Annotated in this window: 20 protein-coding genes; 9 read left to right on the top strand and 11 right to left on the bottom strand. The window is 46.0% G+C overall.

Annotated features, from left to right (window positions below; all coding sequences use genetic code 11):
* Window positions 1–384 carry a photosystem I reaction center subunit IV gene (locus QUA77_RS09685; protein ID WP_333037683.1) on the bottom strand — a complete coding sequence of 128 codons (384 nt, stop codon included), beginning with the start codon at window positions 382–384 and terminating at the stop codon, window positions 1–3.
* A gap of 286 nt (window positions 385–670) precedes the next feature.
* Here QUA77_RS09685 and QUA77_RS09680 point away from each other — a divergent pair, with 286 nt between their 5' ends.
* Both QUA77_RS09680 and QUA77_RS09675 read left to right on the top strand, forming a co-directional pair.
* Window positions 671–1,372: a RibD family protein gene (locus tag QUA77_RS09680; RefSeq protein ID WP_333449989.1), complete on the top strand. Its 702-nt coding sequence runs from the start codon at window positions 671–673 to the stop codon at window positions 1,370–1,372.
* Window positions 1,373–1,629: 257 nt separating this feature from the next.
* Entirely contained in the window at window positions 1,630–2,826 is a 1,197-nt protein-coding gene (locus QUA77_RS09675) for a GNAT family N-acetyltransferase (protein ID WP_333449988.1), read from the top strand.
* A gap of 311 nt (window positions 2,827–3,137) precedes the next feature.
* On the opposite strand, the gene QUA77_RS09670 is transcribed toward QUA77_RS09675, so the two are convergent.
* Both QUA77_RS09670 and QUA77_RS09665 read right to left on the bottom strand, forming a co-directional pair.
* On the bottom strand, window positions 3,138–3,704 hold the full coding sequence (locus QUA77_RS09670; RefSeq protein ID WP_333037677.1) for a hypothetical protein: 567 nt from the start codon (window positions 3,702–3,704) through the stop codon (window positions 3,138–3,140).
* 171 nt (window positions 3,705–3,875) lie between these two features.
* Complete coding sequence (locus QUA77_RS09665; RefSeq protein ID WP_333449987.1) at window positions 3,876–5,483, bottom strand: HAMP domain-containing sensor histidine kinase; 1,608 nt, start codon at window positions 5,481–5,483, stop codon at window positions 3,876–3,878.
* 260 nt (window positions 5,484–5,743) lie between these two features.
* On the opposite strand from QUA77_RS09665, the gene QUA77_RS09660 reads away from it, so the two are divergent.
* The 6 genes from QUA77_RS09660 to QUA77_RS09635 all read left to right on the top strand — a co-directional run bounded on the left by QUA77_RS09660 (window position 5,744) and on the right by QUA77_RS09635 (window position 12,332).
* Window positions 5,744–6,589, top strand: a complete 846-nt coding sequence (locus QUA77_RS09660; RefSeq protein WP_333037674.1) for a M48 family metalloprotease — start codon at window positions 5,744–5,746, stop codon at window positions 6,587–6,589.
* 112 nt (window positions 6,590–6,701) lie between these two features.
* The gene (locus tag QUA77_RS09655) at window positions 6,702–7,175 is read left to right on the top strand and encodes a tryptophan-rich sensory protein (protein ID WP_333449986.1); all 474 of its coding nucleotides are present in this window, start codon (window positions 6,702–6,704) and stop codon (window positions 7,173–7,175) included.
* A 231-nt stretch (window positions 7,176–7,406) separates the two neighbouring features.
* Window positions 7,407–9,275 (top strand): ATP-dependent zinc metalloprotease FtsH4, encoded by a 1,869-nt coding sequence (gene ftsH4 / locus QUA77_RS09650; protein ID WP_333449985.1) that lies wholly within the window; start codon window positions 7,407–7,409, stop codon window positions 9,273–9,275.
* A gap of 305 nt (window positions 9,276–9,580) precedes the next feature.
* Window positions 9,581–11,134 carry an HNH endonuclease gene (locus QUA77_RS09645; RefSeq protein WP_333449984.1) on the top strand — a complete coding sequence of 518 codons (1,554 nt, stop codon included), beginning with the start codon at window positions 9,581–9,583 and terminating at the stop codon, window positions 11,132–11,134.
* An 82-nt stretch (window positions 11,135–11,216) separates the two neighbouring features.
* Entirely contained in the window at window positions 11,217–11,660 is a 444-nt protein-coding gene (locus QUA77_RS09640) for a Tse2 family ADP-ribosyltransferase toxin (protein WP_333449983.1), read from the top strand.
* Between the two features lie 30 nt (window positions 11,661–11,690).
* Window positions 11,691–12,332: a hypothetical protein gene (locus QUA77_RS09635; protein WP_333449982.1), complete on the top strand. Its 642-nt coding sequence runs from the start codon at window positions 11,691–11,693 to the stop codon at window positions 12,330–12,332.
* A 66-nt stretch (window positions 12,333–12,398) separates the two neighbouring features.
* Here the strand turns inward: QUA77_RS09635 and QUA77_RS09630 are convergent, their stop codons facing one another.
* The 5 genes from QUA77_RS09630 to QUA77_RS09610 all read right to left on the bottom strand — a co-directional run bounded on the left by QUA77_RS09630 (window position 12,399) and on the right by QUA77_RS09610 (window position 19,036).
* Entirely contained in the window at window positions 12,399–13,298 is a 900-nt protein-coding gene (locus QUA77_RS09630; protein WP_333449981.1) for a M48 family metalloprotease, read from the bottom strand.
* 304 nt (window positions 13,299–13,602) lie between these two features.
* A complete protein-coding gene (locus QUA77_RS09625; RefSeq protein ID WP_333449980.1) occupies window positions 13,603–15,195 on the bottom strand; it encodes a B12-binding domain-containing radical SAM protein in 1,593 nt (530 codons plus the stop codon).
* 377 nt (window positions 15,196–15,572) lie between these two features.
* On the bottom strand, window positions 15,573–16,538 hold the full coding sequence (locus QUA77_RS09620) for an NAD(P)-dependent oxidoreductase (RefSeq protein ID WP_333449979.1): 966 nt from the start codon (window positions 16,536–16,538) through the stop codon (window positions 15,573–15,575).
* 410 nt (window positions 16,539–16,948) lie between these two features.
* Window positions 16,949–18,013: a uroporphyrinogen decarboxylase gene (gene hemE / locus QUA77_RS09615; protein ID WP_172190091.1), complete on the bottom strand. Its 1,065-nt coding sequence runs from the start codon at window positions 18,011–18,013 to the stop codon at window positions 16,949–16,951.
* Window positions 18,014–18,253: 240 nt separating this feature from the next.
* The gene (locus tag QUA77_RS09610) at window positions 18,254–19,036 is read right to left on the bottom strand and encodes a hypothetical protein (protein WP_333449978.1); all 783 of its coding nucleotides are present in this window, start codon (window positions 19,034–19,036) and stop codon (window positions 18,254–18,256) included.
* A 319-nt stretch (window positions 19,037–19,355) separates the two neighbouring features.
* On the opposite strand from QUA77_RS09610, the gene QUA77_RS09605 reads away from it, so the two are divergent.
* Window positions 19,356–19,901 carry a hypothetical protein gene (locus tag QUA77_RS09605; protein ID WP_333449977.1) on the top strand — a complete coding sequence of 182 codons (546 nt, stop codon included), beginning with the start codon at window positions 19,356–19,358 and terminating at the stop codon, window positions 19,899–19,901.
* A 26-nt stretch (window positions 19,902–19,927) separates the two neighbouring features.
* Here QUA77_RS09605 and QUA77_RS09600 read toward each other — a convergent pair whose 3' ends face one another.
* The 3 genes from QUA77_RS09600 to QUA77_RS09590 form a co-directional block, all read right to left on the bottom strand.
* Window positions 19,928–20,842, bottom strand: a complete 915-nt coding sequence (locus QUA77_RS09600; RefSeq protein ID WP_333449976.1) for an LD-carboxypeptidase — start codon at window positions 20,840–20,842, stop codon at window positions 19,928–19,930.
* A gap of 305 nt (window positions 20,843–21,147) precedes the next feature.
* Window positions 21,148–21,909 (bottom strand): type I methionyl aminopeptidase, encoded by a 762-nt coding sequence (map, locus tag QUA77_RS09595; RefSeq protein WP_006635181.1) that lies wholly within the window; start codon window positions 21,907–21,909, stop codon window positions 21,148–21,150.
* A 135-nt stretch (window positions 21,910–22,044) separates the two neighbouring features.
* The gene (locus QUA77_RS09590; RefSeq protein ID WP_333449975.1) at window positions 22,045–23,130 is read right to left on the bottom strand and encodes a glycosyltransferase family 4 protein; all 1,086 of its coding nucleotides are present in this window, start codon (window positions 23,128–23,130) and stop codon (window positions 22,045–22,047) included.
* Window positions 23,131–23,132 lie beyond the last annotated feature (2 nt).

Below are 23,132 nucleotides of genomic sequence, written 5' to 3'. Positions count from 1 at the left end.
TTAGCGTTGTTCTGTTCCTTGACCTTGAGGCGAACCTTCGACGGTGCCGGGCACTTCGGCGCCCGGTTTGCTGTCCGTCGAAGTTTTCGGCTGCGAGGGGGCTCCTCCGCTGCCGGTTTTCCGAGTTTTCTCGTCGAGCGTGGTTTGTTTGCCGCCGGAAGCTACAGCAGTCGCTGTTTTCGCTTTTGCTTTGGGTGCTGCCACTTCCACTAATTCGCTTTCGGCGTAGTTGTTGGTGTTGACGCCTGCATAATTTACGGTGTTAAAGCGAACGATAACTGGGTATTTAATGCCGCTTTGGTCTACCGTAGCAACGGTGCCCACTTCTTGATACCAGTAGGATTCTTTGCGGAGAATCCGGACTGTTGAACCGCGTTGAACCATGAGCTTTTTTTCCTTTGCGATGAATAAACGGATCAAGCCATTTTTTTTACTCTAGTCGATCGCGCGGCGCATTTAAAGTCTGCAACGAATTTTTTACCTCCCGCGCCGTTTTTTGTCTGCTGTTTGTAAAGAAAAGTAAATACTTTGGTAGGGCGATCGCTACCGTTGCAAAATAAATAAACTCACATTATCCGTCAAATAAAAGCAGTGCGATCGAGTTGAAAAAAAACTTTACAAATAGTTGTGAATTGCTACAGTTAAAAGTTCTGCGAAATTCTGATAAGTAATGACTGAACCTCACGCAACAGTAATACTCGCGATCAGCGCTGACGGTAAAATAGCAGATGCAGTACGATCGCCCGCGAGATTCGGTTCTGCCAACGACAAAGCCCACCTCGAACAGCAAGTAGCAGCAAGCGACGCCGTTTTGTTCGGCAACGGCACGTTACAGGCTTATGGGACGACGATGAGAGTGATTTCGCCGGAATTGCTCAAACAGAGGGAACTGCAAGGGAATCTCCCACAACCGGTGCAAATTGTGTGTTCGCGATCGTCCCAATTTGACCCCAACTTGCGATTTTTCCAGCAACCGATACCTCGCTGGCTGCTGACGGGGCAAGACAGTAGGGAAACGGCATTGCCATCTCCCTACCCGATGACAAACAGTAAGTTTGATCGAATTATCTATGCGAAAACCGCAGGTGGAGAGATTGATTGGATTGATGCGTTTCAACAGCTAGCAAGCTTCGGTATCAAACGCTTGGCGATTCTGGGAGGGGGAAAACTCGTAGCGTCTGTGCTGGCTGCAGGCTTGGTAGACGAACTGTGGCTGACGGTGTGCCCGTTAATTTTGGGCGGGGCTGATGCACCGACACCAGTGGAGGGAGAGGGTTTTTTGGCAGATTTAGCTCCGAAATTGGAGCTTTTGGCGGTTAAACAGGTGGGACAAGAGGTATTTTTGCATTATCGGGTTGATCGAACTAACTGAAGCTCAAACGTAATCGGAGACTAGGGTTTGACGATTAAGCCCTCCGATCCCCCCTAGCCCCCCTTAAGAAGGGGGGAACCGGAGGCGATCAAAGTCCCCCTTCTTAAGGGGGATTTAGGGGGATCGGGTTTTGGACAAAAGCGAGATTTGTCAGGTTTCAAGGTTCAGTTGACACCAGTTGCCATTCAGCTTTCCCAGCGATCGAAGAATTGTATTAACTTAAATGAAGTTCGATCGCTCTACGCTCAAATCTCCCTATGCTGAAACAGCCAAAACCTGAATATTCTGTAGCCTGGATTAGCAAAATAGGCGAAATCCCGCAAGCGTCGTGGGATGCCTTGGCGATGCCACTAAAAACTCCATTTCTGGAATGGGATTGGCTGAACAATCTCGAAGTATCGGGCAGTGCAACAGGTAAAACCGGTTGGCTACCGCATCACTTAACAGTCTGGCGAGACAAACAGTTGATTGCTTGCGCGCCACTTTATGTCAAAAGTCACAGTTACGGGGAATTTGTATTCGATAATCAGTGGGCGGATTTAGCCCAACGTTTGGGTGTTCACTATTATCCCAAATTGATGGGAATGACGCCGTTTACTCCGGCTGAAGGCTATCGGTTTTTGATTGCCGAGGGGGAAGATGAAGATGAGTTAACGGGAGTAATGGTAAGCGCGATCGACCATTTTTGCGATCGCCACAATATCTCCGGCTGCAATTTCCTTTATGTCGATCCCGAATGGCGGCAGCGCATGGAACGCCACGGTTTCAGCAGTTGGCTGCACCACAGTTATATTTGGCAAAATCAAGGCTATCAAAATTTTGACAATTATTTAGGCGCATTTAATGCCAACCAGCGCCGCAATATCAAACGCGAACGCAAAGCAGTCGATCAAGCTGGTTTGTTGATAAAAACGCTGACGGGCGATGAAATTCCCCAAGCCATGTTTGCTCAAATGTATGCTTTTTATGAGAATACTTGCGACAAATTTGGTTGGTGGGGAAGCAAGTATCTGACTAAGCGATTTTTTGAACAGTTGCACCACAATTATCGCGATCGAGTTTTATTTGTAGCCGCCTACGACAAGGAAGATGACAGACAGCCTGTGGGTATGTCTTTTTGTTTGTATAAGGGCGATCGACTGTACGGGCGTTATTGGGGAAGTTTGCAGGAAATCGACTGCTTGCACTTCGATGCTTGTTACTATACGCCGATCAAATGGGCGATCGATCGGGGCATCCAAAGCTTCGATCCGGGTGCCGGCGGGCGGCACAAAAAACGGCGCGGCTTTCCAGCTACGCCAAATTATAGTTTGCACCGATTTTATAACAACCGTCTGGCCCAAATTCTCAAGTCTTATATCGGTCAAATTAACGAAAGAGAACAGCAAGAAATTGATGCAGTAAACGAGGATTTACCTTTTACTAAGTTACCTCCTTTGTTACTCGGCGAGTGACGGCTAACTGGGAATTTGGAATTGGAAATTGGGAATTAGTAACAGCCCATCGGTGTCAACATAATACTAAAACCCTGTGTATATCTCGTTTGTATCGAAGTTTCGATACCCCTAAATTCCCCTTAAGAAGCGGGACTTTGAAGGCTCTTTCCCCTTTATTAATGGGAGTTAGATGGGAGGTAAGAATAGTCTTATCCCCCCCCTTATTAAGAGGGGTTAGGGGGGATCGCAACTAAACTATAAACGATATTTATTATGGATTTGAGTCTTAAGTTGACACGAATGGTAACAGTCAACAGTCAACAGTTAAACTAATTCAAAATTACCTTGCCATCTTCCTGAATTTGCAACGATTTTGTATCAGCGTCCAACTCAGTTGTCGCGCCGAAACTGACTTGCAACATTCCCGGCATCGCGGTTGCTTGGGGGCGAACTAGCACCAATCCGCCGTCTGGGCGCTGATAAGTGAGGGTGATTGGCACTTTGAGGGCTTGAAGCAAAATTTCAGATTGTTCGCCCAGAGTGCGCGGCTGGGTCACGCCTACGATTTGATAATTGATGACAGCATTGGTGGTATTCACCAGTTTAATTACTATCATGCCTTCGGCAGGCGTAACTCGCGCACTGGGCATGGGGAAGCGGGCAGGCGCGTCTGTTGGTGTAGAGGGCATCCCGCTGAGGCCCGGACTCGCAGCCGGAGTTGGTTCGCTGACGGGCTCTTCAGTGGCTGCGGGAGTCTCTGCGGGTTGGGAAACGGGTTTTCCTTGTTGGGGCGGGGGGCCGCCGGCTTGGGAAAGTGTTGCGAGACTAACGAGTAAACCTCCGCAGGTGGCTGCTAGCAAGCTGATTTTTTTTAACGGTAGATTGTGGCGAAACATAAATAACTCCTCACAAGTTTGATCGAGGTTTTCCAACAAAGTTCATGTTAATCTATGCGGGAATTGAATTTTAACAGCTTGCTTGGGGCCAGAGGTAAGAAGAATCAGGCTTGAGGGGGAGATTTTTTTTACCGCAGAGGGCGCAGAGGGCGCAGAGGAAGAGGGGAAGTTTTAGACGCGAGATGCTTCGGATTTGTGGGCGGGGAGGGTGACGGTAACGGCTGTACCTCGATCGACTTGGCTGTCAATGCGGATTTGGCCACGGTGATTTTCGACAATTGCCTTGGCGATGGCTAATCCTAAACCGGAACCAGCGGCGCTGCGGTGGGTTCGGGCGGGATCTGCGCGGTAGAATCGATCGAACAAATGCGGCAGGGCTTCTGCGGAAATTCCGATGCCGGTGTCTGTTACTTTTATTTGCAGCGCTGGATTTAAGATCGGCGAATTTCTTTTGTGTTTACCTGCGAGTTGCAATTCTACTTCAATTTGACCGCCAGAGGGCGTGTACTGCACGGCGTTGCTGACGAGATTGGTAAACAGTCGGGCTAGTTGATCCCAGTCGCCCAACAGTGTAAAGTTGTCCTCAGCGTTGGGCAGATCGACAATTTCCAAAGAAAGAGAGAGATTTTGGGTTGTGGCGATCGCCTGTTGTTCTTCAATTACCTCCATCAGCAAAGCATCGAGGGGAACTTCAATCCACTGCTGTTGCACGATACCGCTGTCTTGTCTGGCTAAAAACAGCAAATCGTCCACCAAGCGCCCCAAACGGCGGGTAAGGCGTTCGATAACTTGTAGCTGTTGATGTTGCTGAGGTTCGATATCCGGTTCCGCCAAAGCTACTTGGACGTTAGTTTGAATAGTGGCGATCGGATTTCTGAGTTCGTGAGAAGCATCAGCAGTAAACTGTTTGAGACGCTGATAAGATTCCCGCACAGGTTTCATAGCCAATCCCGACAGCAGCCAGCCAATAGTCGCCACGCAAATTAGAGTTAAACTCGCGCCCAAAATCAAATCGAGAATTAATTGGCGGATGGGTTTTGTCACTTCAAACCAAGGATGGCTAACTCGCAAATATCCCAGAACTTGGCGGCCGATTTGTACTCGCTGCGTTACTTGTCTGAGGGAATAGTTTTGAGTTGTCCGAATGCTAATTGGTTTGGTAGAAACGCGATTTGTATTTTGTGCGATCGACTTTTCACTACCTAAATTTAGATTTTCCTGCCCACCTGCATTCAAACCGCCATCAAAATCTCTTCTTTCTCCCCTCTGCGCCCTCTGCGTCTCTGCGGTTAAATCCCTCTTCCCTCTACCCATTAAATCCGTGACATCCCGTACATGGCCTGTTGCCAAACTTTTTTCGACCTGATTTATACCCTCAAACTGCAACTTATTATTAATTATCCAAACTGTTTCGCCGGTGCGGTTAGCATGAATGGGAATATTCAGGGGTTCCGATAAAGTAGACCACAGCAATTCGCCCGTAGGACTGAACCATTCTAAATCAATGTGGTCGTCTTCTACAGCATCGGTGCTATCTCGAAAACTGGCTTGAATATTAACTTGCAATTTATTTTTTTTATCGTGGGTATTAGGCAAACTTAGCGGCTCTATAACGAGAGTTCGCTCTATTACTTCTACAACATGATTGAGGGTGTCATCAATGCGATCGATCAAAGTAGTGCGGACGTAGAAATAGAAACCCGTGGCAAATACAAGTAACAATACAGCAGTAACGGCAGTGTACCAAATAGCGAGGCGGCGGCGGGTAGCTTGAAACATATTGCGAAGGAAGTTCGGCAACGAATTGTGTAATAGATTCAACAGATTTAACCGATTTAATAACTATAACCTTCTTCTATTATTTTCTTCTCTTCTTCTCTTCCTGCGTGTTCTTTGCGCCTTCCCGGTTCTTAAAAAAAGCCTTGCTCGCAAAATATTCCAAAAAACTCTAACAACTTTCCATTTTTGATACTTCAGGCAGATGTGGAGGTAGCTGTCAGTGTAGTAGTCTAATCGCGAAACTTTTTAGGTAAAAGCCTGTGAACAAATTTTTATTTCGAGCCGCGATCGGACTATTAATGGCATTTTTTGGGGCAATTACCTATTTTACAAACGACGTACAAAATCCCGTAACAGGAGAGAGACAGCGGGTGCAGCTTTCTCCCCGCCAGGAGATAGTTTTGGGATTGCAGGCGCGAGATCAAATGGCAGCCAAGCACGGGGGGCTTTATCCCAGCCAAAGTATTCAGCAGTATATCGATCAAGTAGGAGCACGAGTTGTCAACGGTTCGGCGGCGAAACAAGCAGGTTATCCGTTTGAATTCCACCTGCTGCGAGATGCCCAAACTGTCAATGCTTTTGCTTTACCGGGGGGACAAGTTTTCATTACTGCGGGGCTGCTGCGCCGGCTAAATTCCGAGGCTCAGTTGGCCGCTATACTAGGGCACGAAAGCGGTCACGTTGTGGCGCGCCACGGTGCGGAACACTTGGCAAAACAGCAGTTGGGCAGGGCTTTGGTAACGGCGGTTGGGGTGGCTACTAGCGACGATCGCGGGGGTGGTCAGCAGGCAGCATTAATTGCTCAAGCTGTCAATCAAGTTGTCGGTTTGCGGTACGGTAGGTCTGACGAACTTGAGAGCGATCAGCTCGGTTTTCGGTTTATGACGGAAGCGGGTTACGATCCTAGAGGAATTGTTGAGGTAATGCAAATCCTCGGTGCTGCTAGGAAGGGCGAAGCGCCGCCGGAGTTTTTGAGTTCTCACCCCAACCCTGAAAACCGAGTTCAAAAGTTGCAAGCTTTAATCGCGCAAAATTACCCTAACGGCGTTCCAGCTAATTTGGTGTCTGGACGCGAGGAGTTTGCTAAGAATTTGTCTGGCGGTTAGCAATAATTGCATAGGGCTTTACAAAAGTTATTACTAAAGGCGGATCTAAGTTCGGCTGGGAGTTGGCACGATCGACTTAATGAGCGATCGAGCAATTGGAAAGTTGAAAACCATGATTCAATCTTGGATGATTATCGGCGGCGTGACTTTCTCAGTCGCGTTCGGTACTCTGTTTTTTAAACTGCGCGATATTAACTGGGCAGTCAAACTTGAAAGACCGGATTGGATGTTTTTTGAGCCTGCTATTCCGTTAATTTGGACGGTGATTTTTGCTTGCGGGGCCGGCAGCGCTACTTTCGTGTGGGAACAGGAGCCAGGGAGCATTAAAACATGGTTGTTGATGGCTTTGTACTTGCTTTTAGAAATTGTCACAGTTGCTTATATTCCCGCTACTCTCAGAGCCAAAAGTCTCAAAGTAGGGACAATTTTGGGAGGGGCTGGCGAGATTGTGGGAGCTGTGTTGACGTTGGCTGTTTTGCCGATTTCTCAAACCGCAGCTTTGTTACTTTTGCCTTACGTGATTTGGGGTGCGATCGGCACTTATACTACTTGGGAAATGATTCAATTAAACCCAGAAGCTGCATAAATATTCGGTGTTCTTCGGCGCACCCTACAGACTATAACCCTCTTCTCTTCTCTCCCTTTGTGTCCTTAGCGTCTTCGCGGTTCGTAAAAAAAAACATTGTTAATAATAGCAAATCCGTGCTAGCGGGTTAACCCACCCGAAAAAGTGAGGAAATCCGCTTAACAGTGTGTGGGTATTTGATGAGAAAATAGATGAATAAAACAGCGTTAAATCAAAGGATGACAGTTATCAATGGCCATTAAAGACCAGCCCCAAGCACCTCGTTTTCGACAAATTAGCAATGTCTTGTTATTGCTCTCAAGTTTGTTTTTGCTGGCAAACATCTTTTTACCCAATTTGTTCGGCCCCCAAATTCCGCAAGTGCCTTACAGCTTGTTCGTCCATCAAGTACAAGAACAAGATGTAGTCAGAGCTTCAGTAGGTCAAAATGAAATTCGCTACCAACTCAAAGGCGAAGGTGACAAACCCGGTCAAGTGCTGTCAACTACGCCAATTTTTGACCTGGAACTGCCTAAACTTTTGCAAGAAAAAGGCGTTGAATTTGCGGCAACTCCGCCGGCTAAAAATGGCTGGATCGGCAGTGTTTTAAGCTGGGTGGTTCCGCCGCTGATTTTTGTGGCGATTTTTCAATTTTTTATGAACAGACAGGGTGGCGGACCGCAGGGTGCGCTGTCGCTCGGCAAAAGCAAGGCTAAGGTCTATGTAGAAGGCGAATCGGCTAAAATTACTTTTGCTGATGTGGCTGGAGTAGAAGAAGCTAAAACTGAATTAGTCGAAGTTGTTGAATTCCTGAAAACTCCTGACAGGTTTACGGCAATTGGCGCGCGAATTCCGAAAGGCGTGCTGTTAGTCGGGCCTCCGGGAACTGGCAAAACTCTGTTAGCTAAAGCAGTAGCTGGTGAAGCTGGCGTGCCGTTTTTTAGCATATCGGGTTCGGAGTTTGTGGAACTGTTTGTAGGTGTTGGTTCTGCAAGAGTTAGAGATTTATTCGAGCAGGCTAAGAAACAGGCTCCTTGTATTATTTTCATTGATGAATTGGACGCGATCGGCAAATCTCGTAGCAGTAACGCTAGCTTCGGTGGGAATGATGAACGCGAACAAACTCTCAATCAATTATTAACTGAAATGGATGGTTTTGCGGCGGGCAATACTACGGTAATTGTGCTGGCTGCAACTAACCGCCCGGAAAGTTTGGATGCTGCTTTGTTGCGCCCTGGTCGTTTCGATCGCCAAGTTTTAGTCGATCGTCCGGATTTATCCGGCCGCGAAGCAATTTTGAACATTCACTCTCAAAAAGTGAAGTTGGGCCCGGATATTGACTTGAAGGCGGTCGCCACTCGCACCCCCGGTTTTTCGGGCGCAGATTTGGCAAATTTGGTCAATGAAGCTGCCTTGCTAGCTGCTCGCAACAAGCGCCTAACTGTAGCTCAGGAAGACTTTTATGAGGCGTTTGAGCGCGTTGTCGCTGGCTTGGAAAAGAAAAGCCGGGTGCTCAACGAAAAAGAGAAAAAGATTGTGGCTTACCACGAAGTCGGCCACGCGATGGTGGGTGCTGCGATGACTGGCGGCGGCGAAGTGTCAAAAATCTCGATCGTCCCGCGCGGTATGGCTGCACTGGGTTACACGTTGCAAGTACCGACTGAAGACCGTTTCTTGTTGGATGAATCGGAACTGCGCGGTCAAATTGCGACTTTGTTGGGCGGGCGATCGGCTGAGGAGGTCGTGTTTGGTAGCATTACTACTGGGGCTTCAAATGATTTGCAAAGGGCGACCGATCTAGCTGAACGGATGGTGACAACTTACGGGATGAGTAAGGTTTTGGGGCCTCTAGCTTACGATCGAGGCCAGCAAGCAATGTTCCTCAACGACGGTATGGGAAATGCCCGCCGCGCGGTAAGTGCTCAAACTGCGGAGGCGATCGACCAAGAAGTGAAGGAAATTGTCGAAACTGCACATCAGCAAGCTTTGGATATTCTGAAAGCAAATCGAGAATTGTTGGAAACAATTACGCAGAAACTGTTGGAAACTGAGGTGGTGGAAGGTGACGCGCTTCGCGAATTCCTCCGTCAAGTGCGGCCTTTAGATAAGGTTGCGGCTTGAGTTTAATAGGGTTTAATCGGACTTACGCATGAGGTCCAGAAACCGGGTTTTTTCGAGAAGACTCCGCTGTAGTCGGCAGATTCGAGAAAAACCCGGTTTCTTTGTTCGGAGTGCGTCCAAGACTGTTCATAAAGATGTATGATTATTCGAGGGCGGTTGTAAAAAAAATTTCACAGTTGTGAGTTACTTCTACCCACGAGATGTGTCCCTTGGTGTAAGCGCCTCCCTTGAGCGAAATTACATAGCCTTTTACTTACTCAGTGTTTGGCTGATAGCTCATTAATCCAAATATATATAAAAACATCATGGCTAAAGTTAATCTAGATGCTCTGATTCCACGACAAGATTTTGAAGTAGAAGAAAATATCAATCCAGGTAAGAAAAAAGAAACAATTTCTATTGAAGACATCAAAACCGATTCATTTTTCTTTTCAAACCTCCGAAAGCCCGATTTCCAAAGAGAAACTAATGAATGGGATAGCCAAAAGATTTGCGAATTAATCAAAAGTTTTATCGAAGGTGATTTGATACCCGCCATCATTTTGTGGCGAAGTACAGGTGGATTCTTATTCGTGATTGATGGGAGTCATAGATTGAGTGCATTGTCTGCTTGGGTTAACGATGATTACGGTGATGGACAAATCTCCAAACTATTTTATGACGGTGTAATTCCTGATGAACAATTAAAGATTGCTGAAGAAACACGCAAACTGATACACAAAAAAGTTGGCTCGTACAACGATTTTAGATTAGCTCTCACATATCCGGACAAAGTTAAGCCAGAAATTGTAAAATCTGCAAAAAGTTTAGCAGCATTGGCAATTCAGCTTCAATGGGTTGAAGGAGATGTAAGTAAAGCAGAAAATTCATTTTTAAAAATCAATCAGCAAGCTGCCCCCATTGATAAAACTGAGCTCAAACTTCTTGAATCCAGAAAGAAACCTAATAGTATCGCAGCACGCGCAATAATAAGAAGCGGCAAAGGTCATAAATATTGGTCGTTCTTGTTAAAGGAAATACAGGATCAAATTCAAGAAATAGCTAAAGAAATTAATGAGATACTTTTTGAACCGAAGTTGCAGACTCCCATAAAAACTCTAGATCTACCTGTGGGCGGAAAATTGTATTCCGCTCAAACTTTACCATTAATTTTAGACTTTGTAAATATTGTTAACAAAATAGATTTTAACAATAAGGGAGTTAATGATGATCTCACAGGTGAAACAACAATAAAGATTTTAAAAAAGGTGAGAAAACTTGCATATATATTAAATAGCAATCATTCATCATCTTTGGGGCTACATCCCATTCTATATTTCTATTCACAAAATGGACAACACAGAACAGTCTCTTTCTTTGCTGTTGTTGATTTTGTCATGAAACTAGATGAAAGAAAAAAGTTAAATGACTTCATAGATGTTAGAGAAAAATTTGAATATTTTCTTCAAAATTACGACTACTTAATTAAACAGATTTATGAAAAGCATAGGGATGTTCAGAAAAGCTACAAACACATATCGAATTTTTTTGAGCAAGTTGTGATTCATTTAAAAGCTGGAAAAACTCTTGATGACACTATAAACCAAATTATATCGAGCGATGATTTTAAGTATTTAAATATTCGTAATAAAGAGAAGTCAATTACTTCATCCACAAAAGAATTCAATACAAATAAAAAAAGTGAGATTTTTATAAAAGGAGCATTGCTGAGTGTACCGCGCTGTAAAATATGCAACGGATTAATTCACAGAAACTCAATTTCTATCGATCACATACAGCGGAAAGAAGATGGTGGCTTGGCAACTTTAGATAATGGGCAGATAACTCATCCATATTGCAATACAGGATATAAAAATTAAGCTTTAAAAAATATCGCATCCAACCAATGCAGCAATTACATTATGATTGGTCTGGCGATCGAGTTGGGCTGATAAAAGGCTAATGGCAAAACTCTATTATCGAGGCATGGCAGAAGAAAACGGTAAACCCAAAATGGGACGCAACGCGAGGCTACTGGGAGTCAGACCCAGTATTGACATTGATGTTGAGCAAGTGCCCAAAGACTGGTTGGATGAACAAGGTTATTTACTACCAGAAACAGAGCGCAAGTCTTCAGAGGAGTCTGTCACTGTAGCCATTAGAAACACAAAAGGAATGTCTGTATCCCTCTCTATCGAAGGCTTACCACCATTCCGCAAACCCCCAAAATTTGGCGGAACAGGAAAAGATCCTCTTTGGCAGATTGACGACAGCAAGATCCTCGGAGATATTGAAGCTGTGCAAGATAGTCCAACTCATGTCAGTATTTTGCCAAGCGCTACAATGCTTTTAGAGAAATATGAAGCAGCCCTGGCCCAGACACAGAGCGAATGGGAGAAAGTTTGATAGTTTAATTTAGTCAACGGGAGAACAGCAATGGCATGGGTGTTTAGCTTATCGGCTGAATGTGGCACAAAGCAATCTGAAGCACAGCAATTTGCTCAATATTTCAATAAAAGTTTCTGGGTGCTCTCAAACGGTAGAGTTTCCCAATGTCGGGCAGAAATTTTTCAGGATATAGAAGAAAATTGGTGGTGTCGAGTTTGTCCAAGTGGCATCAGTGAGATTGGAATTAACACTCCAGAAAGTGCTTATTTAATGACGGAAATAGGTAGATTTCTGTATCTGCGTTTGCGGTTTGCTCCACCGTTTCGGTATGCTTTAGTTGGTATGGAAGTAGATGAGTTTAGAACCTACAGCGAATTGATTGAAGAGCCTGGCTTGGCTTTTCCTGGATTGGTTTTAGCTGAAGCTGTTTGGCAAGCAACGGGAGCATCTTCGGTTTTTCAATCGTTCAGTCTGGGATATGTTTGGAAGCCCTATGAAGGTGAAGTTTATAAACCACTACTAGCATCACCGGACTTAAAGAACAAGCCTGATGAATTGCTGCGTGGGGTAAATTTTTTCAAGGGAGCCATCACCCCTCACAGTAACTCCAAAACTGTGCGATATTTACGGAGAAAGCGATCGGCCTCTACCTCTCGAAGAATTAGTCCCTCCATAAAGCGATCGTTATAAACAAACAGAAACCCGGCTGCTTCAAACACCCGGGTTTCTAAATATTGTTGCTGCATTTTCGAGCGATCAAATTCCGGGCACGTAGGCCATAACTGGAGTACCTTGCTGCTGCTGCTGCGCGATTTCCAATAGCCGTTGAATGCGATCCTCTGTCGGCGGGTGAGTGCGGAAAAGTGACTGCAAACCTTTAGTCGAAAAAGGATTCACAATCAGCAGCGGCGACATCGCAGGATTGCCGTGCATGGGAATTTCATGACCCAGTTTTTCCAATTTTTGCAGGGCGTTTGCTAAGCCGATCGGGTTATTGGTAATTTCCACCGCACCGCTGTCGGCTGCAAATTCCCTCGTCCGAGAAATCGCCAATTGAATTACGGTTGCTGATAGCGGTGCCAAAATGATTAAAAACAGCAAACCAAACGGATTCGCGCCTTGTCTGCTATCCCGCGTTACCGGGCCGTAAAGCGCTCCAAAAGTCAGAATTCGCCCGACAAATGTAATCGCGCCGGCAATTGTGCCTGCAACTGCTTGAGTGAGTGTGTCGCGGTTGCGGATGTGCGTGAGTTCGTGGGCTAAAACGCCTTCCAATTCTTCGCGGGAAAGCAGCTTGATGATGCCTTCAGTAACTGCTATTGTCGCGTGTTCCGGGTCTCTTCCTGTTGCGAATGCGTTCGGAGATTGAGTGGGAACTAGAAATATTTTCGGCACCGGAATTTGGGCTTTTGCGCTCAGCGATGCTACCATATCGTAGATTTCTGGTGCTTCGCTGCGGGCGATCGGCTGAGCGCGGTAAGCCATTAACGCGGCCGTGTCTGAATAGTACCAAGAGCTAAAACTTGAGAAGGCTGCTAGCGCTAAACCGATGTAAAGTCCTTGCTCGTTGCCGATTAAATAATAACTTCCTAAAACGAGAAGGCCGCTTAGGAGTCCTAAGAGAGCGGCTGTTCTGAGTTGATTTGTTCCTAGCATGGCGGGTTGAGGGCGATCGCTATTTTGATATTTTTTATCTTGTAATTATATTTTCATATTTGCGGGCGATCGCGCCTCTATCTGCCGAAATAACTGCTACAGCCAATAGTAGTATTTCAAGTTTTCTGTCAGAAACTGGGAATCCCTCGGGAGGCTCTCTCGCCTGCTCTCAAAAGGTGGCATAGCGGCAGGATATGACATTTCCAGCCCGAACCTGGAACCCAGATTAAAAACAAAATAAACGCAGACAATCTTACATTCATCTGCGTTTGTCTGCGTTCATCTGCGGTTGAATTCTTCAACCCTAAACCGCTTGCACTTGCTTTTCCTCAACAGGAACAGGTTCTTGATAGACGGTTTGAGACTCATTAGCCAAAAACTCGGCTAATTGAGCTTCGATTTCATCCCGCACAATCTGGCGGTATTCCAGGAAATGCTCGTTGTGAGCACACACTGTTAAATAATGATCCCAAACCGCTGGATTGCGCTTGAGAATGCTGAACAAATGATGCCAAAACTTCCAGCGAGTTTTGCGCTTGACTCCCTGCCGCCAAACCACAGTTAACAGTGCTCGCAAATCGATCCAACTGGGAACTCTCGCAGGTATCTTTGCTGTAGGTGCACCCAACATTAAGAAATGGCGATAAGTCCGGTCTAAATATTTCTCAGCATCGTACACTTCGCAGAATGCCTCGACATATTCGCGGGCAATATCTTCGAGAGGCCGCGTCGGGATAAAGTTCATCAAGGTAGTCTGGTTGAGGTTGCCAGATTTGTCGCGCAACCGCCCTTCTTTTGCTAGTCTGTGGGACAATGCAGTGTGCGGCAAAGCTTGCAGCATTCCAAAGGTTGTGCTCGGAATTGCTGCTGCTTCGGCAAACTGGACAATCCGCTGGCCGGCACCGGGTTTTTCGCCGTCAAATCCGATGATGAATCCGGCCATTACTCGCAAACCGGATTTGGCAATTAACTCTACGGATTCTATCAGAGAATTGCGGGTATTTTGGAATTTTTTGGTCATTTGCAGGCTTTCTTCGTCGGGAGTTTCAATCCCTAGAAATACTGCATTAAAATTGCACGCTACCATCATATCCATCAATTCTTGGTCTTGGGCTAAATCGATGGAGGCTTCTGTGTTGAAAGTAAACGGAAATTTGTGTTCTTCTTGCCAGACTTGTAAGTCTTTTAGCAACAGTTTGACGCTGCGTTTGTTGCCGATAAAATTGTCGTCTACCATGAACACGCCGCGCCGCCAGCCCAAGTTGTAGAGATAGTCTAATTCTGCTATCAATTGTTGGGGGTTTTTGGTGCGGGGTTTGCGGCCGTAGAGGACGATGATGTCGCAGAATTCGCACTGGAAGGGACAACCTCGGGAAAATTGAATCGACATCGAATCGTAGGCATCTAATTCCAGCAAATCGAAGCGGGGGACAGGAGTTGTCGTAACATCGGGTTTTACGCCATCCGATCGATAAATTCCGCTTTTTTCGCCGCGCGCTATTGCTTCGACGAACATCGGCAAGGTGATTTCGCCTTCGTCTAGAATCAGGTAATCTATGCCCGCTGCTTGAGGTTCTTCGGGTACGGAAGTGGGGTAAGGGCCGCCGCAAGCTACGGATTTACCGCGCCGTTTTGCTTCGCGAATGATGTCTAGCAAATCTTCTTTTTGAACAATCATTGCAGACAGAATAACGAGCTCTGCCCATTCCCATTCTGCTTCGGTGATTTGTCTGATATTGCGATCGACTAACTTAAATTCCCATTCTTGGGGTAAAATAGCTGCTACTGTTACCAAACCCAGCGGTGGCAGCAGAACTTTCCGATCAACTAATTCTAAGATTTTCTCGTAAGACCAAAATGTTTTCGGAAACAGCGGGTAAACTAGAAGAACTCGCATTATATGTTAAACCTCACATCAGTAAACAACTTGCGATCGGGCTGGCGTGTTTGAGAGTTCGATCGACTCTCAAGACTTCATGTTAAGGCTAAAATTACGATCTTGCACTCGATCGAATATCTGGCGATGGGTCACACCCCCTAAGCCACACACAATGAGCGCAATTTTTAGCTTGCAGTTCCCTGTTAAAGTTTGCAAATGCTGATATCTTATCGTATTTGACCCTTAATTGACGATAATCGCATTTAAAAAGCATGGGACTAAGACAAAAAAGAATTTGAAAAACTTACATTATTCGTAAAATACGCCTCGGCGCACCCTACATATATCTCGTAAGGTGCATATTCCCTCTTCCCTCTTCCCTTTTCCTTCTACTTCTAATTTGAATTTTTGCCTGGAATCCCGCTAGTTCTTAACATATCGGCAACTGTGCCGCAGTAACTCGGCATTCCTATGCTTTCGGGATTCACAAGATTTTGATAGGTAAAATGGCGGTAGCTGATGCAAAATCTATCCCAAGCAGCCACCTGAATTCGGAACAGCCAAATAAAGAAATCAGCCAGCAAAGGTGACAGAGTAATCCGAAAAAATATGTTTTTATTCAAATACTTGCAAGCTTGTTCTACCACTTCATTAGCTGTAATCGCCGGATTTCCTAGCACAAAATGTCGCGGTTCCTCGGAAGCGGGCGGATGTTCAACTAAATAATTAACTACTTTAGCAATATCTGCACCGTGGATGAAGTGAAAACTGCCATCTGCCTTAAACCAGCGAATCAAACCAATCCATTTGGCGACAAGTGGTAGGCCAGATGACAAGTGAGAGACTGGTTTTTCTGCGTCTCCTCCCAATACTAATGTCGGGTAAAGTGCCGTAATCGGAGGCACATTTGTCAAGGCTGATAAATGCACCATGCAGTTGTATTTTGAGCTAATATAATCTGTCCCCAGTTCCCCGGCTTCTTTGAGCAAATTGTTGTCTCTACCGAGAATACTGGCTGTTGAAAAATAAATTACTTGTTGGCAAGCCTGTGGCGAAAGTAGTTGAATTAAGCGGAGAGTTTTGGTTACGTTAACGTCAAACACTTCTTGAGTTCCTCCCCAAGCAGTGGCAGCTAAAATTGCGACATTAATTGTTTGGAGAAGTTCGGCGTGTTGATCGATATCTCGCATATCGCCTTGTATTATATGGATGCCGGGGCGGGCTTTCCAGTCAAATTTTAATTTTTCCGGGTTGCGAACTAAGAGGTAAAGTTCGTGGTTTGTCTCTTGAATCAAAGTTTCGGCCATGTAGTGACCGATACAGCCACTTGCACCCGTCACAAAAATTTTTTTGGAGTTCATTTTGCCGCAGGGGAAGAGGGAGGATTTGAGGATTTTTTGACGGTAGGGAGACGGCATGACCTATTAGTGCCAACTTAAACCTCAAGTCCATGAGGAATATCCCTTTTATTCGAGCCCAGATCCCCCTAAATCCCCCTTAAGAAGGGGGACTTTGAGTGCTTCATATCCCCCCCTTATTAAGGGGGGTTAGGGGGGATCTAGACTTTGATACAAACAACAGAGACAGTCGGTTTTACGTTAAGTTGACACCAATGGGCTCTTGGAGTGTCCTACAAATATCAGATGCAATTAACCGGATTCGCTCCGATTATATTATCTTTTTCCACCGTAGGGATACGCCATTGCCGTATCCCTACAAATATGAGTTGCAATTAACCGGATTCGATCGGATTCTACAATCGCAATCAATTTCAAGCAGCAACTGCAAGCAATTTGTCGGCTTGTTTTGCGGTTTCAAAGAAGAAACGCACGTTGTCTTCGGGAGTACCCGGTAATACGCCGTGTCCCAAATTGAGGATGTGTCCGCGATGACCGGCTTTGCGAATTGTATCAAGAATTCGATCGCGAATAAACGGTTGAGAACCAAACAACACGCCCGGATCGAGATTTCCCTGAACGTTCATATTCGGGCCCAAACGTCGGCGCGCGTCTGCCATATCCACAGTCCAATCGACGCTGACGATATCGGCGCCGGATGTTGCCATGCGTTCGAGGATGCCGGCACTTCCGGTGACTAAGAGAATTAGCGGGGTGTCGGGATGGGTTTTTTTGACTTGCTCGAACACCTGTTTCTGGTAAGGTAGAGCGAAGGTGTCGTAGTCTTGCGGGGACAGTTGGCCGGCCCATGAGTCGAACATTTGCACTACTTGCGCGCCGCAGTCGATTTGATAGCGCACGTAAACGGCGATCGCATCGGCGAATTTCGACAGCAACTGATGCAGTAAAGTTGGATCGGAAAATGCCATGTTTTTGATGATGGCATAATCCTTAGAACCTTTGCCCTCAACCGCATAGGCCGCCAGCGTCCACGGCGCGCCCACAAAACCGAGCACGGTGGATTTGTTGCCGACTTCCTCGCGCAGGGATTTCAGGATTGTTTTGATAAACGGCAAGCTTTCTTCCGGGTTCAGCGGTTGCAGGTTGTCGATTTGCTGCTGAGTGCGGATGGGTGCGTGGATAATCGGGCCTTTGCCTTCGGCGATGTCCATGTCGATGCCCAAACCGGGCATGGGGGTGACAATATCGGAAAACAGAATTACGCCGTCGGGTTGAAACGCGCGCCACGGCTGAAGCGAAACTTCGATCGCAACTTCGGGAATTTCGGAACGTTCGCGAAACGAGGGATACTTTTCTCGCAAATCTCGATAAGCCTTCATGTAGCGGCCGGCTTGACGCATCATCCACACGGGCGGGCGGTCTAGGGTTTCGCCGCGGGCTGCCCGCAACAACAAGGGAACTTCATTTAATGCCGACATTTTAACTTTTCTCTACCTTAGATATTTCAATGCCTTTGGTAGCTTACCACTGTGCGATCGTCCTTTTTGACAAAATCGTTGTGTGTACAAATGTGTATTTTGTCATTGCCAAAGAAAGTGAGGCAATAGCCAGAGATCAACTCCTATATAAAGGACTGGTATAAATCCGGTGTATAGGGTCAGAAACCCGGTTTCTACGAAGAAACCGGGTTTCTGATTCGGCGCTACAGTTTGACCTACTTACCTCGTCACGCAGACTCCGCCCACCACTACCCGACATTGATCTTGGCCCGCATCGAATCTACTATCATTCCGCCTCGCCGAGTCTAAATTTCTAGTCCGCGAATTGTAGTAATAATCTCCCGCCGGAAAAGCTCTATTCGGCACAGCGCAGTAAGTCGAGTCTTGATTTCCCTCATCAAACCTGACTCTCACCATAGAACGTCTCTCGCGACAATCAACAGACCGCAAGCCAAAATCATCTTGCAGAAGCTGTGCTCTGTCATATTGACCGTCATATCGATCGTTATCTCGTCTCGTGTACCAATCGTCCCGCGAATTGCGAGATTGTCTGCCGCCCCCATCAATTCCCGCAACTTCCAGCGTGTAGCTACCGCCTCTGGCAGCATCTTTTGCTAACACTAACAGTTTGTAATCGCCACTACGGGGAATTTGATAATTAAAAGAACGGTCTTGCGTAAAAGCGACTTGTTTGTTGTTCCCGTAAAACAGCACCATGACGGGAGTAAAACCGCGACTTCTATCTGTGTCTAAAAACACTTCAATGTTATCGCCTTCCCGAGCGCTGAATGTGTATTCTTGACCACGCAATTCTTCCGTCGGAGAGCCCGGGACCCACATATTCCGGAAACGGTAGATGGGGGAAGTGCGGCGAATTACTCCATCTATGCGATCGTTATTCTGTATCTGTTCGCCAACTGCACTAGACGAAATGCCAGTGAGTGCCAATCCTGCAACTAGCACAGCGGCAGCAATACTGTTTAACAAGTTGTGTGTTCTCATATCAACCTCTTTGCGAAAGTTTTAAAATCTTTTTGCTGTGTTGGCAGCAACATTTGCACATATAATCCATTTTAAATGTAATTTTAGCTATCTAGTGTTAGCCTCACCCGACAGGAATATTTTGTTGCTGTAAACTATTATTGGGCAGGATTTACGCCACCCCTCTACATATAGCGTGAACGTATGGGCAAACCTGCCGCGATTCGCGATCGCACAATGTCGATCGCCAAAAACCTCAGTAGATTTACTTATAGTGGTTGGAGTTTGAAAACTTTGATAGAATGAAACATCCCTGCTTAGAATTAGGTAGTGGCAATTGATGCAATTCACGATCGTGTTTTTTGCGATGCCATTTAATTTAAATCCGTTCTTCAAACTATTGTACTCGCTCTTGCCCTACCGGGAAGCAACCATTCATCTACCATTTTCCAAAGAAGTAGTCCGCCAACGGCTTGCTGCCAAAGTTCCTACAGGTTTAATTGTTCACAAACCTATAATTTGGGGGAGGCGAATTCTTTACTGCTACCAAATCGAGCTTGATGGTGATTTCCTCCGCGCGACAATTACTGGCGGAGATTGGAGAGGGCTTTTGGTGGCGACAGGACAAATTCAAGACATTCCAGGCGGTTCGGTGTTGCCATTGAAGATGCGTCTTCCCACTTTATCTATTGTCTTTTTACTGCCTTTGGGATTGGGTTGGTTTGCATTTTTTGTCACCGAAAAACCACCCTTAGAAATCCTCCCATTTTTCCTGATAATTTTACTATTATCCTATGCTTTATTTGTGTATCTTTTTCGCTACCATGCAGAACGCACCTTAAATATTCTGAAATCGACAATTCTTTTACAGAACTCTGCTGAATGATTTTCATGCTATCTAAAAAGTAGTTTTTACCCGCAAATCAGCAATCCCGATTCAGCATCGAGACTCGCCATAATTCCCATGGGTAAAGCAGCGTTAACTCCCTCGTGCCCGAATGGCAAATCCGAGACAATCGGAATATTCAAATCCCCCAGCCGATCGCGCAAAACCTCTTCAATGCTAAAACTGGGAATACTCGGCTCAATCTCGCAACGACTGAAGCGCCCCAAAGCAATGCCCCGCACCCCAGCGAAAGCCCCCGCCATCCGCCACAAAGTCAGCATTCGATCGACCCTGTAAGGAGCCTCGGAAACATCCTCAAATGCGAGAATAACCCCGGTCAAATCCGGTTGATACGGGGTTCCGAGCAAATGAGAAGCAACCGTCAGATTCGCCGGAAACAGCCGCCCGGTGGCTTGTCCGCTGCCCCATCCTTTACCTTGCAAAGATTGTAAGGGACGACCTTCTATGCAGTCAAAAAGTCGATCGACAGACCAATCCGGTTCAGCAGCCAAAGTAGTCAGCATCGGCCCGTGAACACCCCAAACACCCAATTTAGCCTGATTCCACAGCAAAGCAGTAATATCTGAAAAGCCGATTAACCATTTCGGCGAATGGGAATCGGGAGTTGGAAATTGGGAATTTTCCGCATTTCCCACATTTCCTTTTTCCAAAAGTCGAGTGCTGCCGAAACCGCCTCGAACACAGAGAATACCGCGACAATCCGGGTCATTGAGGGCATCTGCCAACTGTCGGACGCGGTTTTCATCGGAACCGGCCAAATAGCCCCAGCGATCGTCAAAACCCGGTGTTAATTCAAGTCGATAGCCGCGGGATTTCCAAATTTCTACACCCTTTTCAAAGTTGGTTGATTCTCGCAAAGTGCCACTAGGGGCAATTACTTTGAGCAAATCTCCTGGTTGCAGAAATTTTATGTCAGTCATTAGTTATTAGTTATTATTTATATCGTGTTTGGTGAATCGATCGTAATTCCGTATGGGCGGGTTTTACAGACAATTTCTGACTGAAACAGACAATCTCGAAAACCCGCCCCCACCCACCCATAAATACAAACCTACATTTTCGGATTCGATGCAAATTTCAGGTTGATGTGGGTTATCGGTTGTGACGGGGCGGGTTTATCTATATTGTTTATAATCGTTAGATATTGTCGGTGAAACCCGCCCCTACGGGATATGATGGATTATTGATTTAGGAGCGAATTTTTCAGATTTTTTGTTAATGATTGCTACGGCAAAGTCAGAATTTCCACCCCAGAATCAGTCACCGCCAGAGTGTGTTCAAATTGAGCCGAAAGCTTTCCATCCTTGGTGATAGATGTCCAACCATCGGCGAGAATTTCCACTTCCCAAGTGCCCTCATTAATCATCGGCTCGATCGTAAAAACCATGCCTTGTCTGAGCTTTTTTCCCGTACCCCGCTTGCCGTAGTGCAGAATTTCCGGTTCAGTGTGAAAGACTCGGTGAATCCCGTGTCCCGCAAAATTTCTCACTACCGAAAAACCTTGTGCTTCAGCATATTCTTGAATCGCGGCACCTATGTCGCCAGTACGAGCACCCGGTTTGACTTCCGCAATTCCTCTTCTTAAACATTCCTCGGTTACTTCAACTAACTTTTTCGCTACAGGGGAAGGTTGACCCACAAAAAAAGTTTTAGAAGTATCGCCATGATAACCATCAACTAAAGGCGTTACATCAATATTAATAATGTCACCTTCTTTGAGAATTTGTTTCGCATTGGGGATGCCGTGACAGACTACTTCATTGACGCTAGCACACAGAGATTTGGGAAATCCTTTATAGCCTAGCGGAGCGCTTTTTGCTCCGTGTGCCAAAGTCCAGCGTTCGGCTTCGTCGTTAATTTCTAGAGTGCTGACACCAGGTTTTACCATTGGTTCGAGATGTAGCAGAAGTTCGGCCGCTAAACGGCCTGCTTGGCGCATTTTTTCTATTTCTCTACTGGATAAAAGCACTAAACGTTCGGTTGCCATAGTTTTTTGACTTTTCTTTTTTTGTGGTCGATTAAGAGTTTATTTAACTCAATTTTAGAATAGATTTGAATTGCTGTTCAATAAACTTGTAAGGTGCGTCAGTCAGCGGATATTTCTAAAAATTGGCCAGTATTATTACTGACGCACCCTACTAGCAGTGATAGATTTAAACCAGTGTTCACAACGATCGCCCAAAGCTGCTGAAGAATATTCTACCTCTGCTTGTCGCCTGCAAGCGCTGCGGTCAATTTCGTCTAAGCGGGCGATCGCACCTACCAAGCCATTTACACTATCAGGCTCCACTAAAAAGCCCGTCAGTCCGTCTCTAACAATTTCCGCCGGCCCCCCGCGCTCGTAAGCAATCACGGGCACACCGCACGCTAAAGCCTCGATCGCGACATTTCCGAAAGCTTCCACCCAACGTGGCGTCATCAACAATGCTCGGCACTGACGGACTTGCTCTTGCATTTCGGTTGTTGTTAGAAACCCTAAATATTCTACCGGAGCATCCGGGTAATCTGCACAAATTTTTTGCCAATAATCCTCATCTTGCATTTTGCCCATAATTTTCAGGGGAATGCCTGTAATTTTCGCTGCTGCTACTGCATCTTCTAAGCCTTTCTCCGGGGCGATGCGGCCTAGCCAAGCTAATTTAGACTGCGGTTGGTTGCAAAATTCGTACAGGGATAAATCTATGCCATTTCCCAACAACTGACATTGATCGGCAAAGGCGAATGTTTTGGCTTGAGAAGCGGTGTGAACTCCGATCGTACCAGGAAACTGGACGGCGGTTTGTCCGGCTATGCGATCGAGGGCGGCGGAAAGGGAGCCCATGCTGATCAAATGTGCGATCGGAGTCCTAAAAAATGGTGTCAAATAAAACGGCAGCCAATCGTAGGCAAAATTAACAATGACATCCCATTCATCCTGAACTTGGCGAGCATATTCCCACATATTCGCCAGCACAGAATCGGCGGGCATCACAATAGGATCATTGTAATCTTGTGTTTGGGCGGTTACTTGCAAATCACCCGTTATTTCGATTACTGGAATTGATTCTAAAATTGAACCTATCGGTGCTACAACTGCTATTTTATGACCGCGACTCTGTAATTCTTTAGCGATGTTAAGGACTGTAAGTTCGACTCCGCCGCCCAACCCAGAACCGAGTTGACCGACCGAAGTTGAGAGGAACAATAGTTTTAAATGGTTATTAGTCATTA

Source organism: Microcoleus sp. K5-D4 (genome assembly GCF_036704575.1).
In the GTDB taxonomy this organism is placed as follows: Bacteria; Cyanobacteriota; Cyanobacteriia; order Cyanobacteriales; family Microcoleaceae; genus Microcoleus.
Note: the sequence above shows the minus strand (reverse complement) of the source record. Positions and strands in the feature narration are given on the sequence as shown.